11 protein-coding genes are annotated in these 13115 nt (G+C 61.6%); 8 read left to right on the forward strand and 3 right to left on the reverse strand.

Annotation, left to right across the window (positions count from 1 at the left end; all coding sequences use genetic code 11):
• Window positions 1-12: 12 nt before the first annotated feature.
• Entirely contained in the window at window positions 13-807 is a 795-nt protein-coding gene (locus GPICK_RS05895; protein WP_039741284.1) for a tetratricopeptide repeat protein, read from the forward strand.
• 55 nt (window positions 808-862) lie between these two features.
• On the forward strand, window positions 863-1213 hold the full coding sequence (locus GPICK_RS05900) for a YtxH domain-containing protein (RefSeq protein WP_039741286.1): 351 nt from the start codon (window positions 863-865) through the stop codon (window positions 1211-1213).
• Window positions 1214-1258: 45 nt separating this feature from the next.
• Here GPICK_RS05900 and GPICK_RS05905 read toward each other — a convergent pair whose 3' ends face one another.
• Complete coding sequence (locus tag GPICK_RS05905; protein WP_039741289.1) at window positions 1259-1909, reverse strand: DUF3047 domain-containing protein; 651 nt, start codon at window positions 1907-1909, stop codon at window positions 1259-1261.
• A gap of 110 nt (window positions 1910-2019) precedes the next feature.
• Between GPICK_RS05905 and GPICK_RS05910 the strand changes: the two genes are divergently transcribed.
• Complete coding sequence (locus GPICK_RS05910; RefSeq protein ID WP_039741290.1) at window positions 2020-4128, forward strand: thioredoxin domain-containing protein; 2109 nt, start codon at window positions 2020-2022, stop codon at window positions 4126-4128.
• 99 nt (window positions 4129-4227) lie between these two features.
• Window positions 4228-5793 (forward strand): murein biosynthesis integral membrane protein MurJ, encoded by a 1566-nt coding sequence (gene murJ / locus GPICK_RS05915; protein WP_039741292.1) that lies wholly within the window; start codon window positions 4228-4230, stop codon window positions 5791-5793.
• 286 nt (window positions 5794-6079) lie between these two features.
• Here murJ and mazG read toward each other — a convergent pair whose 3' ends face one another.
• On the reverse strand, window positions 6080-6895 hold the full coding sequence (gene mazG, locus GPICK_RS05920; protein WP_039741294.1) for a nucleoside triphosphate pyrophosphohydrolase: 816 nt from the start codon (window positions 6893-6895) through the stop codon (window positions 6080-6082).
• A gap of 84 nt (window positions 6896-6979) precedes the next feature.
• Window positions 6980-8086: a tRNA guanosine(34) transglycosylase Tgt gene (gene tgt, locus GPICK_RS05925; protein ID WP_039741296.1), complete on the reverse strand. Its 1107-nt coding sequence runs from the start codon at window positions 8084-8086 to the stop codon at window positions 6980-6982.
• A 618-nt stretch (window positions 8087-8704) separates the two neighbouring features.
• On the opposite strand from tgt, the gene GPICK_RS05930 reads away from it, so the two are divergent.
• From GPICK_RS05930 to cas6, 4 genes are all read left to right on the forward strand, one after another.
• Window positions 8705-9367, forward strand: coding sequence for a succinate dehydrogenase cytochrome b subunit (locus tag GPICK_RS05930; protein ID WP_039741297.1), 663 nt, complete (start codon window positions 8705-8707; stop codon window positions 9365-9367).
• Window positions 9368-9377: 10 nt separating this feature from the next.
• The gene (locus GPICK_RS05935) at window positions 9378-11291 is read left to right on the forward strand and encodes a fumarate reductase/succinate dehydrogenase flavoprotein subunit (protein WP_039741299.1); all 1914 of its coding nucleotides are present in this window, start codon (window positions 9378-9380) and stop codon (window positions 11289-11291) included.
• Window positions 11291-12049 carry a succinate dehydrogenase/fumarate reductase iron-sulfur subunit gene (locus GPICK_RS05940; RefSeq protein WP_084201351.1) on the forward strand — a complete coding sequence of 253 codons (759 nt, stop codon included), beginning with the start codon at window positions 11291-11293 and terminating at the stop codon, window positions 12047-12049. The genes GPICK_RS05935 and GPICK_RS05940 overlap by 1 nt, the downstream gene beginning before the upstream one ends.
• An 85-nt stretch (window positions 12050-12134) precedes the next feature.
• Complete coding sequence (cas6, locus tag GPICK_RS05945) at window positions 12135-13031, forward strand: CRISPR system precrRNA processing endoribonuclease RAMP protein Cas6 (protein WP_158414158.1); 897 nt, start codon at window positions 12135-12137, stop codon at window positions 13029-13031.
• The last annotated feature ends 84 nt before the right edge of the window (window positions 13032-13115 follow it).

The raw sequence follows: 13115 nt of genomic DNA on the forward strand, positions 1-13115 counted from the left end.
CAGGGGGAAACGATGGGCGACAACGAGATGCTGGCAAAGGGGATCGGTTTGGCGGAGGCGGGAGATTACGCAGCCGCTGCGGCCCAGTTCAGGGCATGCGTCGAGGAAGACCCGGAAAACCCCGAGTGCTGCTTCTACCTCGGCGAGGCCCTGGCGGAGGACGGAAAACTCGATGATGCCGCCGGCTGGTACGAGAAGGGGCTAAAGCTCGCCCCCGCTGACAAGGATGCCCTCACGGCCCTGGGCGACCTTTACTTCGAAATGGGGCGCCACAAGGATGCCCTGAAGCATTACCAGAAGGTGCTGGAGCTTGATCCGGCCGACTCCGATGCCTACGTGAACATGGGGCTGATCTACAACAGCCTGGAGCGGACCACCGATGCGGTCCAGGCCTTCGAGAAGGCCCTGGAGCTCGATTCCACCAACGTCTTTGCCTATAACGGCCTCGGCGACGCCTACTACGGCCTCGGCGAGCGGGAAAAGGCGATCGACGCCTTCCGCAGGGGGGTGGAGCTCGATCCGGATGACGCCGCGGCCCACTTCAACCTGGGCGAGCTCTACTATGACCTGGAAGAGTACGATGACGCGGAGCGGGAGTGCCTCGCCGCGGTTCGACTCGATCCCGACTTCACCATGTCGTACCTCACCCTCGGCAGCCTCTACATGGATAACGAGCGGGTGCAGGATGCCATCAAATACCTGGAGCTCTACCTGAAGAAGGAGAAATCTCCCCAGGCGAAGGAGACGGTGGAGGAGGTTCGGGCGGTGCTGGAAGGGCTTCGGGCCGAAGCCGGCTCGACGGCGTGATTTTTTGCGGTACTATTAGCATGTGGAGCGAGAGTTGAAAAAGGAGGGAGTGTCCATGACCGAAGAAAAGAACAATACCATGATGGTTGGCGCGCTCATGCTCATCGCCGGCGGCATCCTGGGGGCCGGTGCGGCGCTTCTCTTTGCCCCCCAGACGGGAAAGAAGACCCGGCGCGACATCAAAAAATACGTCCGCCGTGCCAAGAACGAGGCCGAGGAGCTGGTGGAGGATTTTTCCGACAAGGTCTCCGACGTGGTCGACAACCTGAGCGACAAGACCCAGGAGATCCTCGACAAGGGGAAGGAGATCTCCCACGACGTCAAGAAAGACCTCCTCAAGGCATTCGAGGAAGGGAAGGACCGCCTGGAGAAGGAGCGGAGCAGGCTCGCGCGGCTGCTGGGATAGCCCGCGGCTCACGCCGGTCGACAGGGGCGCTTCGGCGCCCCTTTTTTATTGGGGCGACAGGGTTATGTCGCCGTACCAAGCGAGCGCCTCTTCGCCGGTGTTGTCGCTGTCGGTCATGAGTGCCACCCCTCCCGCCTTCGGAGGTTCCTCTCCGAAAAGCCTCAGGTAGTCCTCGCGGATGTTCCGCTGTTCCCACCGCCATGTACCCGCCAGTTCCCCACCGCTTTCAACCGCCACCATCATCACGTTTCCGGGGGCGAACGCGTTGGGGAGCGATTTCCCCTTCGGGAGCCGGTTGGCCCAGATGTAGTTGATGGCCCGGGTCTGCCAGAAGAAGGTCCGGGGGAAGACCACATAGATCCGGGCCGCGTAGTCGTCGCCCTCTTTGGTCCGTTCGTCCCCCTTCTTCACGGTTCCCGCGATCTTCCACGACCAGCGGAGGATCGGGGACGCCGCGGGATCGAACGCCACCTTCCGGATGAGCCCCGATGCCGAGCCGTGGCTTTCGGCCCTGAGCACCGTCCGCTCCCCCTCCGTGACCAGGGTGTAGCGGGTCTTCTTCTTCCCCCGGAATGTCTGCTCTTCCCACCCGCTCAGGTCGCCGGCGCTGAACCGTCCGACCACGGTGACGGCAGCCGCTGCCGCGGTGGCCGCCAGCAGAATGACGAGGATGATCCTTCCCGTGACCGCATTCATGAAGTCCCTCCGTGGCCGTCGAGTGTATCAGGATTTCGCCCCCGAACAAAGACTCTCGATGGATCATCTGTTACACTGGGAGGTGAATAGGGCTGGATACGGGGGGTGTTATGGGCGATGAAGCGAAACGGAGCGACGAACGGCAACGACTGGAGCGAATCTTCTTAGCCGACCGGGGGACCCTGCCGGCGGACGGGGGAGAGTCATTCAACCGGCTCATCTTTGCCTCGAGTCCCTATCTGCTCCAGCACGCCGACAACCCGGTCGACTGGCACCAGTGGGGAGAAGAGGCGTTCGCCCGGGCCCGGTCCGAGGACAAGCCGGTCTTCCTCTCCATCGGCTATGCCACCTGCCACTGGTGCCACGTGATGGCCCACGAATCGTTCGAAGACCCCGAGGTGGCCGCCGTCCTCAACCGCTCCTTCGTTGCCGTCAAGGTCGACCGGGAGGAACGCCCCGACATCGATGATACCTACATGCGGGTTGCGCAGATGATGGGGGGGCGGGGCGGGTGGCCCCTGACCATCGTCATGACCCCCGATCGGGAGCCGTTTTTTTCCGCCACCTATATCCCGAAGAATCCCCGCGGCGGGATGCCGGGGCTGATGGAGGTCCTGGGCCGGATCGACGAGGTTTGGCGGACGCGCCGGGAGCTCGTGCGGCAGAACTGCGAGGCGATCATGGCGGGGGTTGCCCGGCTCGCCACCCCCCAGGGGGGCGATGTCGCGGATGATGCTCCCCTCCACGAGGCGCGGCGCCAGCTGGGTGGGATGTACGACCCGCTCAACGGCGGCTTCGGCGGCGCTCCCAAATTCCCGATGCCGCTTCAGCTCCAGTTCCTCCTGCGCTACGCCCGCCGCTTCGGCGACGCCGAGGCCCTGGCCATGGCGGAAGCCACCCTCCATGCCATGCGTCGCGGCGGCATCTATGACCAGCTCGGCTTCGGCTTCCACCGCTACAGCGTCGACGAACGGTGGCTGGTCCCTCACTTCGAGAAGATGCTCTACGACCAGGCCCTCTGCGCCATCGCCTCCGTCGAGGCGTTCCAGTCCACCGGCCGGGACCTGTTCCGGGAGACTGCGGCGGAGGTCTGCACCTTCGTCCTGCGGGAGCTGACCTCCCCGGAAGGGGGCTTCTACTCCGCCCTCGATGCCGATTCGGAGGGGGAGGAGGGGCGCTACTACCTCTGGACGCCGGCCGAGATCGGCGCCGTTCTCGGCGAGCCCGACGCCGCGGAATGCTGCCGCCTCTTCGGCGTCACCGAGACAGGGAATTTCGAGGGGCGCACCATCCTCCATCTCCCTTCCGGCGCGGATGAGACGCCTGCCGGCGGGAGGAGTGGCAGGACGGAACGGGTCGAGCGGTGGCGACAGCTCCTGTTGGCCGCCCGGGAGAGGCGGGTTCGCCCCTTCCGGGACGAGAAGGTGGTGACCGCCTGGAACGGTCTCATGATGGCGGCGCTGGTGAAGACGTATCTGGTCTGCGGCGACGGCCGCTTCCTGGAGGCCGCCGAAGGGAGCGCCCGTTTCATCGAGAGGCACCTGACGAGGGATGACGGCCGGCTTCTGCGGAGCATCCACCGGGGGGATGCGGGCAGCCCCGCCTTCCTGGAGGATTACGCCTTTCTTGCCGGGGGGGTTCTGGAGCTCTACGGCGCAACCCTTGAGCCGCGCCATCTCGCCGGGGCGCTCCGTCTCGCGCGGGAGATGCTCCGCCTCTTCGGCGGCGACGGCGGGCTCTTTGATGTGGGGAGCGACGCGGAGACGGTGCTGGTGCGGGGTCGGGACTCCTTCGACGGTGCGCTGCCGTCAGCGAATTCCGTGGCGGCGTCGGTGCTGCTCCGGCTCGGGGCGATTGCCGACGATGAAGCGCTTCGGGAGAAGGGGGTGGAGATCGTGCGCTCCTTAATGGGGGGAGCCGGGCGGCAGCCTGTCGGCCACCTGCAGCTGCTCATGGCCTTCGACCTGATCCAGGGACCGGGGGGCGAGGCCGTTCTGGAGGGGGACGACGTGCCGGAACTCCGCGCCATGCTACGGGAGCTCGGACAGCGGTTCTTCCCTGGCCTCGCCGTAAGGGGCGCTCAGTCTCAGGCGGCGCCGGGCGGTGCCGAAGCCCGCCTCTGTGCCGGCGGCGCCTGCCATCCCCCCCGGCGATCGGCGGAAGAGCTCGGCCTGCTGCTGGACCAGCTCCTCGAAGAGCTCTATCCCGCCAGCCGCTGATCTCCCCCTCCGCTCCCCGAGGAGGCCGTTGAAAACCGTTCCAAACGGCCCTTCTTTGTGGTAATAACCTCCCCTGACTTGCCATCCACAGGGGAACCAATGTCCGAAAAGAAACAGATCGCCCGCGCCGCCGGCGTCCTCGGCTTTGCCACCATCATCTCGCGCATCATGGGGATGGTGCGCGACATGGCGGTGTCACGCCTCTTCGGGGCCGGGCTGTACACCGACGCCTTCTTCGCCGCATTCCAGATCCCGAACATGCTCCGCCGCTTCTTTGCCGAAGGGGCGCTCACCTCGGCCTTTGTCCCCACCTTTTCCGAGTGGTACACCCAGCGTGGGGAGGATGAGGCGCGGGAGCTGGCCAATATCTGCTTCACGCTCCTCACCATCGTCATGGCGGGGGTGACGCTCGCCGGCATTATCCTGTCGCCCTGGATCGTTTCCCTCATGTTTCCCGGCTTCAAGAGCCAGCCGGCGAAGCTGGAGCTGACGATCTTCCTGAACCGGCTGATGTTCCCCTACATCTTCTTCATCAGCCTCGTGGCCCTCTGCATGGGGATACTGAACACGGTGCGCCACTTCTTCACCCCGGCGATCTCCACCGTCTTTCTCAATGTTTCCATGATCCTCTGTGCCTGGCTCCTCCACGACCGCTTCCAGGTGCCGATCACCGCCCTGGCGGTGGGGGTCCTGGTCGGCGGGGTGCTGCAGCTCCTGCTCCAGTTGCCGACCCTCTGGCGGAAGGGGTTTCCGATCCGCCTCCGCTTCGTCACGGGGCACCCGGCCGTGCGGAAGATCGCCCTTCTCATGGGGCCGTCGATCTTCGGCGTCGGGGTCTACTACCTCAATCTCACCGTCGGGAACATCCTCGCCTCCCTCCTCCCCCAGGGGAGCGTCTCCTACCTCTACTACGCCCAGCGGCTCTTCGAGTTTCCCCAGGGGATCTTCACCGTATCCGTGGCGCAGGCGGTGCTCCCCTCCATGAGCCGCCAGGCCGCCGCCGGCGAGATCGATCAGCTCAAGGAGTCCCTCGGTTTCGGTCTGCGACTCACCCTCTTCATCACCATCCCGGCCACGGCGGGGCTCATGATGTGCTCGACCCCCATCTTCAGCCTCCTCTTCATGGGGGGGGAGTTCGACTACGCCAAGGCGGTGAACTGCGGCATTGCGCTCTTTTACTACTCTCTGGGGCTTTCCCTCGTGGCCCTCGTGCGGGTTCTGGTCCCCGCCTTCTACGCCCTGAAGGACACCAGGACTCCCGTGGCCATAGCCTTCGGGGCGTTCCTCCTGAATGTCGGCGCCAGTCTCCTCCTCATGGGCCCCCTCAAGCACGGCGGCCTCGCCCTGGCCTCGTCCCTTTCGGCCCTCGGCAACATGGGGCTCCTGCTCTACTTCCTGCGGCGCAAGATCGGTCCCTTTGGCGGGCGGGGGATCGTGGTCTCGGGGCTCAAGGCGTGCCTCGCCTCGCTGCCGATGGCATTGGTCGTCCGGTGGGTGGTGTCGCTGCAGGGGTGGTCGGCAGGGGGGCACAAGATCGCCAAGGTGGGGACCCTCGGAGCCGCCGTGGCTGGCGGCGTCGTCATCTATATGACAATTGCCCATCTGCTTCGCTGTGACGAAGCGCGTGAGGTCGTTGCTCAGGTCCGGAGAAGGCTGACCCGGTGAGGGGGAGATCCGTCCGGCTCGGATGATGAATTTTCAGGGCGTTATGCACACCGCCGCGGCTGTTGTCCTCTCGCTCTCGACTGATCAGCGCTTTTTGAGCGGAAATGGCACGATGTTCTGGTGTTGCAGGTTATTGTCTCGAAAAAACAATATGTTACAGTGTGAGTAAAAAATAGGCAGAGTGCCAAAACCCCCCGATACCCTGCCCCTTTACCGATTCATCCACATCATTATCCACAGGTTGTCCACAGGTTTTGTGGAAAATTGGTTACAGTGTTGAAAACTCTTAACTTTTGTCTCCGCCTGATCCGCTTTCCCTCCGTTCCAGCCTCTTCGCCTCGTCCCAGAGCTGTTCCATTTCATCGAGGGTCGCCTCCTTAAGCCCCGTTCCCCGGGCGTGAAGCGACTCTTCGATGTGGGAGAACCGGCGCGTAAAGCGGTCGATGGTCTTGCGCAGGGCTTCCTCCGGATTGAGCGAGAGAAAGCGTCCGAGATTCACGATGGCGAAGAGGAGGTCGCCCAGTTCCGCTTCCATCCTCTGCTGGTCGGCGGCGAGCATGGTCTCCTCGAACTCGTGGAGCTCCTCCATCACCTTGGCGAAGACCTCGTCGATCCGGGACCAGTCGAAACCGACCCGCGCTGCCTTTTCGGTCACCTTCTGCGCCTTGAGGAGTGCCGGCAGGTGTGGGGGGACCCCGGCAAGGGCCGATTTCCGCTCCGCTCCCTTCTCTTTCTGCTTGATCCGCTCCCAGTTCTCGATCTGCTCCTCGCTCGTCCGGATGACCTGGTCGCCGAAGACGTGAGGATGGCGGAAGACGAGCTTGTCGCTGATCGCCGCAAGGACCTCCGCCATGGTGAATTCACCCCGCTCCTCGGCGATGACTGCGTGGAAGACCGGCTGCAGCACCAGATCTCCCAGCTCTTCCTTCAGCATGGCGGGGGAGCCGGCGTCAATCGCCTCGATCACCTCATAGGCCTCCTCCAGGAGATAGCGCTTGAGCGATTCGTGGGTCTGCTCCGCATCCCACGGGCACCCCCCGGGACCGCGCAGTCGGCGCATGATTTCCGCAAGCCGCTCGAATTCCGTTCCATCCGTTGTCATGAAAATTCTCCCCTTGGTAAAAACATCGAAGGGCACCCCATGTGGATGCCCTTCGATATATGCTCGCTTTAAATGGCGTCGCGATTATTTCCCCTTCAGGTAGCCCGAAAGGAACTCCTTCTTGTGTTCTGCGAAGCGCCCCTCCTCGATGGCGATCCTGATCCCCTCCATCATGTTGAGGTAGAAGTGGACATTGTGGATGCTCGCCAGGATCGCCGAGAGAACTTCGTTGGCGTTGAAGAGGTGGTGGAGGTACGCGCGCGTGAAGTTCCTGCAGGTGTAGCAGCCGCAGTTGGGGTCGACGGGGTAGAAGTCACGCCGGTAATTGCGGTTCGTGAGCCGGATTTTCCCGCGGTTGGTGAAGAGGGTGGCGCTGCGGGCATACCGCGTGGGGATGACGCAGTCGAACATGTCGATTCCCCGTTCGACGCTTTCGAAGATGTCTTCGGGGAGCCCGACTCCCATGAGATAGCGGGGCTTGTTTTCCGGCAGGAATGGCGCGGTGTATTCGACAACCTTTTTTAAAAGGTCGAGTCCCTCGCCCACGGATACGCCGCCGATGGCATAACCGGGAAAGTCCATCTGAACCAGTTCCTTGGCGCACATGGCCCGAAGATCCTCAAAGACACTCCCCTGGACGATGCCAAAGAGTGCCTGGTCCTTGCGGGTCTGGGCCTTGCGGCATTGTTCGGCCCAGCGGAGCGTCTTCCGGGTCGACTTGGCCGCGTACTGGCGGTCGCACGGGTAGGGGATGCACTCGTCGAATGCCATGATGATGTCCGCGCCGAGGGCCTCCTGAATGGCAATGGCCCGGGCCGGATCGAGAAATATCTCCTCGCCGGTCACCTCATGTTTGAAGTATGCCCCCTCTTCGGTGATCCGCTTGTTGGGAAGCGAGAAGACCTGGAACCCCCCCGAGTCGGTGAGGATCGGACCGTCCCATGCCATGAACCGGTGGAGACCGCCGGCCTTGGCGACGAGTTCCTCGCCAGGCCGGAGATGGAGGTGGTAGGTGTTCGAGAGGATGATCTGGGCGCCGGTCTCCTTGACCTGCGCCGGCGTCATCGCCTTCATCGCCGCATGGGTACCCACCGGCATGAAAATGGGGGTCTCGATGGTTCCGTGGGGGGTGACGAGCGTCCCGCGCCGCGCCGAGGTCGAACGGTCCGTTTTCTTGAGAGTGAATTTCATGTTGTCTTTTCGAATCGATTGGTTTACAAACAACGCGAGAAAATCATTAGGTTACGTTTATGTAACCCCTCGCTATTCCAGCATGTTTGACCGCCTTTGTATCATGAACATCCGTTGAATTGCAACTCCGCTTTCGACGCCGTTCCCGGTGAAACGCCGGTCGCCGGAATCCCGTTGTTATTGCCGATGCTATGGCGATGCGATAACTGTGTGCGGTCATTTGAGTCCGCACGGTCCGTATTCCGTCATTCCGTCACTCAGCAAGGGGGGAGAAAGCCCCCTTGATGGCGATGGAAAGCCGCTTTCCGCCTTTATTCTCGTTAAATTTCTGTTGCTTTTTCCTAAAACGACGTTTAGTATACAGTATACATTGCGGAGAATTAAAACGTTATAATGTTCCGCATTCTTGTGATTGGCAGCTGCTTGCAGCAACTCTTCTCCGGGAGGAAACAATGGATAATTGCAAGGAATGGCGGGCGCCCCCTCACTGTGCGAAGAATCCTCTCAAAACGAAGCGGAGTTCGGTCCGTTGGGCCTTGAAAGCTTCACGGGGTCTCCAGGTTTCGTAGCGATTTCCATTGTAAGCGTAACTTAATCAACTGCAAAGGGACAATAATTATGCAACTGCTCACGAGCTCTGTAGGTAGGAAAGTCCTGATGGCAATCACTGGCCAGTTGATGGTTCTGTTTGTCATCGTCCACATGCTGGGCAACTCGTCCATCTTCATCCCGGGCGGCATCAACGCCTATGCCGAGCACCTCCACGCACTCCCCCCCCTCGTGTGGGCATTCCGCCTGGTAATGGGTGCTGCAGTGGCCATCCACATCCTGTTCGGGATACAGCTGAGCCTGGAGAACCGCGCGGCAAACGCTGAAAGCTATGCCGTCAAGAATCTGAAGCGGGCAACTCTCGCGAGCCAGAGCATGCTTTACACCGGGTTGCTGCTCCTGGCGTTTATCATCTATCACCTCCTTCATTTCACCATCCGCGCCACCCCTGACATCATCGCCGGTGTTGATGCCCAGGGCCGCTTCGACGTCTTCGGCATGGTGACGGGAAGCTTCTCCCACGGCATCATCGCCTTCGTTTACATTGCCGCTATGGTGGTGCTGTTCCTCCACCTTTCCCACGGCATCCAGAGCTTCTTCCAGACGATGGGATGGAACAACAATAAGACTCTTCCGGTTATTGGAAAGATCGGCACGGTCGCGGCAGTGGTGCTGCTCCTTGGCTACGCGTCCATCCCGCTCTTCATCGTCTCCGGCATTCTGAAAGGTTAGGGGGTTCATAGTGATACTCGACGGAAAATGTCCGACAGGACCAATAGAGAAGACTTGGGACAAGCACCGCTTCGACATGAAGCTGGTTAACCCCGCCAACAAGCGTAAATACAAGATCCTCGTTGTCGGCACCGGTCTTGCCGGTGGCGCCGCCGCCGCCTCCCTCGGCGAGCTCGGCTACAACGTAGAAGCTTTCTGTTATCAGGACAGCCCGAGGCGAGCCCACTCCATCGCCGCCCAGGGGGGGATCAACGCCGCCAAGAACTACCCGAATGACGGCGACAGCATCTACCGCCTCTTCTATGACACGATCAAGGGGGGCGACTTCCGCGCCCGCGAGGCCGACGTCTGGCGTCTTGCCCAGGTCTCCAACAACATCATCGACCAGTGCGTGGCCCAGGGCGTTCCCTTTGCCCGCGACTATGCCGGCTACCTGGACAACCGCTCCTTCGGCGGCGCCCAGGTCTCCCGTACCTTCTACGCCCGGGGGCAGACGGGGCAGCAGCTCCTCCTCGGCGCCTATTCGGCCCTTGCCCGCCAGGTCAAGGCCGGTACCGTCAAGATGTTCCCCCGCACCGAAATGCTCGACCTCATCGTCGTTGACGGCGAGGCCAAGGGGATCACGGTCCGCGATCTCGTAACCGGAGAAGTCAGGTCGCACGTGGGTGATGCGGTGGTGCTCTGCACCGGCGGTTACGTCAACGTCTTCTACCTCTCCACCAACGCCATGGGGTGCAGCGTCACCGCAGCGTGGAAGGCCCACAAGAAGGGGGCGTTCTTCGCTAACCCCTGTTACACCCAGATTCACCCGACCTGCATCCCGCAGCATGGGGACAAGCAGTCCAAGCTGACCCTCATGTCCGAGTCGCTCCGCAACGACGGGCGTTGCTGGGTTCCCAAGAGCAAGGGCGACAAACGGGCACCGGGCGAGATTCCCGAGGAAGAGCGCGACTACTACCTCGAGAGGAAGTACCCGAGCTTCGGTAACCTCGCTCCGCGGGACATCGCTTCCCGGGCAGCCAAAGAACAGTGCGACGACGATCGTGGCGTCGGACCGGGCGGCCGTGGCGTCTATCTCGACTTTGCCGCTTCCATCAAGCGCCTGAGCGAGGACACCATCCGCGAGCGGTATGGCAACCTCTTCGAGATGTACGAGAAGATCACCGACGAGAACGCCTACAAGGTGCCGATGCGGATCTATCCGGCTCCCCACTATTCCATGGGTGGCCTCTGGGTTGACTACAACTGCGAGAGCAACGTCCCGGGCCTCTTCGTCCTGGGCGAGGCCAACTTCTCGGTTCACGGCGCGAACCGCCTCGGCGCCTCGGCTCTCATGCAGGGTCTTGCCGACGGGTACTTCGTCATCCCTTACACCATCGCCAACTACCTGGCGAAGACCGCTCCGGGCAAGGTGAAGGCCGACAACCCCGAGTGCAAGAAGTCGGTTGACGATGTCACCAACAACATGAAGAAGCTCATGTCGATCAACGGCAAGAAGACTGTCAGCGAATTCCACCGCGAGCTGGGCAAGCTCATGTGGGAGAATGTCGGCATGGCCAGAAGCGAAGCGAGCTGTAAGGAAGCCATCAGGAAAATCCCGGAGATCCGCGAGGAGTTCTGGAAGAACGTGAAGGTTACCGGTTCGGGTGCCGAATTCAACCAGCAGCTGGAGAATGCCAACCGCGTGGCGGACTTCCTGGAGTTTGCGGAACTCATGGCCCGTGATTCCCTCTATCGCGACGAGTCGTGCGGCGGCCACTTCCGGGTTGAGCACCAGATGCCGGACGGCGAGGCCAAGCGTGACGACGAGAAGTTCTGCCACGCCGCGGCCTGGGAGTTCAAAGGTGTCAATGCAGAGCCTGAGCTGCACATCGAGCCGTTGAAGTTCGAAAACGTCCATCTGGCGATAAGGAGCTACAAATAATGAGCCACGACAAGACCATGACGCTTACACTCCATGTTTGGCGCCAGAACGGGCCAAAGGATCCAGGGAAGTTCGAAACATACGAAGCAAAGGAGGTCAGCCCCGACCAGTCGTTCCTCGAGATGCTCGACGAGGTGAACGAGGATCTCATCAAGGCTGGCAAGGATCCCATCGCCTTCGACCATGACTGCCGTGAGGGGATCTGCGGCATGTGCTCCCAGGTTATCAATGGTGCTCCCCACGGAGGGATGGACCGGACGACGGTCTGTCAGCTCCACATGCGCATGTTCAAGGATGGTGATACCATCTACATCGAGCCGTGGCGTGCCCGTGCCTTCCCGATCGTCAGAGACCTGGTTGTTGATCGGGGTTCCCTCGACAGGATCATCGAGGCAGGTGGTTATACGTCGGCCCATACCGGTGGGATTGCCGATGGCAATGCCATTCTGATCCCGAAGGATGATGCCGATTACGCCATGGACGCTGCCGAATGCATCGGTTGCGGTGCCTGCGTTGCTGGCTGCCCCAACGGCTCGGCCATGCTCTTCACCTCGGCCAAGGTGTCCCAGCTTGCGGTGCTGCCGCAAGGGGTAGCGGAAGCCGCCCGCCGTGTCTGCGCCATGACCGAGGAACTCCAGGCCCAGGGCTTTGGCAACTGCACCAACCATTATGAATGCCAGGCATCATGCCCGAAAGGGGTTGACGTGAAGTTCATTGCAAAGCTGAACCGGGAGTATCTGAAGTCACTTTGCAAGTAAGATGACATGCTGATGTGCGATGCATCAGCTCAATGAGGTGAGGGGCGGATTGAATGATCCGCCCCTTTTCTTTATGGGAGTCGGTATGGATATCACCTTCGTGAAACTGGTGATCGGCACACGTTTGGAAAGCGATGTGACGGACCCTTGGCTGCCGTTCCGCATCAGGGAAACGTTTCAGGAGGCGTTCCGGTCGGCTGTGGGATGCGAGGAGGAGAGTTGCGAACGGTGCCGGGGAGAGGATGAGTGCCCGTACCGGTCGATATTTTCCCAATCCTTGAGCAGCGATCCGGCGATGGTTCGGCGACACCAGAAGCCCCCCTTGCCCTTCGCGTTTCAGTTCCCGGTGCTCCCTGCCGTTCCGAACAAAGGTGAACGGTTTGAAGTGGGGCTCACCCTCGTAGGAAGCGCGGTCATGCATGGAAACCTCTTCCTTTCGGCGCTTGCGAGCTGTTTCGCGGGGCAGGGCGGCAATGTTCTGCCTGCACGGATTGACACGGTTGAGACGGTGGGATATTTCGGCGAACGGAGTCCCTGGTCATTTGAAGGAGATGCGACTCCTCACCTCCTCTCGGCTTCCGGTCTTCTGGCGACAGGAGTGTTTGGCGACAGGATGACTCTGAGGCTGCTTACCCCGCTCAAGCTCCTGCAGGAGGGGAGGCCACAGCGGAGTTTCTCCTTTCCGAAGTTTTTCCGTCCGCTCCAGAGGCGTGTCACCTCTCTTGCTGCCTCCTATGGCGAAGGTGACGTCACGGGCGATTTCCGCTGGCTTTCCAGCGAGTGCGAGAGGGTGTCGGTTGGTGGCAGCATGGAGTGGGTCGCGTGGCGTCGCGGGACGATCGCTGGGATGGTGGGCGAAGCGGTTCTCTCCGGTGTACGGGAGGAGTTCCTGCCGTTTCTTCTGTTCGGTCAGTACCTCAATCTCGGGAAAGGGGCGGCGTTTGGGCTCGGGCAGTTTGCCGTTCGGCCCCAATTCCCGTGAATCCCTTGCAATTCAGGGGGGGTATGCTACGAATTAACTGACATGAAATGCGCCGGTGCCGCATCGTTTCTGCACCGCTTGCCG

It is taken from the genome of Geobacter pickeringii, from assembly GCF_000817955.1.
GTDB lineage: Bacteria > Desulfobacterota > Desulfuromonadia > Geobacterales > Geobacteraceae > Geobacter > Geobacter pickeringii.

Excerpts from the sequence above, each read along its gene's own strand:
- GPICK_RS05895 (WP_039741284.1), top strand. The coding sequence starts at position 13 with ATGGGCGACAACGAGATGCTGGCAAAGGGGATCGGTTTGGCGGAGGCG.
- GPICK_RS05900 (WP_039741286.1), top strand. The coding sequence starts at position 863 with ATGACCGAAGAAAAGAACAATACCATGATGGTTGGCGCGCTCATGCTC.
- GPICK_RS05905 (WP_039741289.1), bottom strand. The coding sequence starts at position 1,909 with ATGAATGCGGTCACGGGAAGGATCATCCTCGTCATTCTGCTGGCGGCC.
- GPICK_RS05910 (WP_039741290.1), top strand. The coding sequence starts at position 2,020 with ATGGGCGATGAAGCGAAACGGAGCGACGAACGGCAACGACTGGAGCGA.
- murJ (WP_039741292.1), top strand. The coding sequence starts at position 4,228 with ATGTCCGAAAAGAAACAGATCGCCCGCGCCGCCGGCGTCCTCGGCTTT.
- mazG (WP_039741294.1), bottom strand. The coding sequence starts at position 6,895 with ATGACAACGGATGGAACGGAATTCGAGCGGCTTGCGGAAATCATGCGC.
- tgt (WP_039741296.1), bottom strand. The coding sequence starts at position 8,086 with ATGAAATTCACTCTCAAGAAAACGGACCGTTCGACCTCGGCGCGGCGC.
- GPICK_RS05930 (WP_039741297.1), top strand. The coding sequence starts at position 8,705 with ATGCAACTGCTCACGAGCTCTGTAGGTAGGAAAGTCCTGATGGCAATC.
- GPICK_RS05940 (WP_084201351.1), top strand. The coding sequence starts at position 11,291 with ATGAGCCACGACAAGACCATGACGCTTACACTCCATGTTTGGCGCCAG.
- cas6 (WP_158414158.1), top strand. The coding sequence starts at position 12,135 with ATGGATATCACCTTCGTGAAACTGGTGATCGGCACACGTTTGGAAAGC.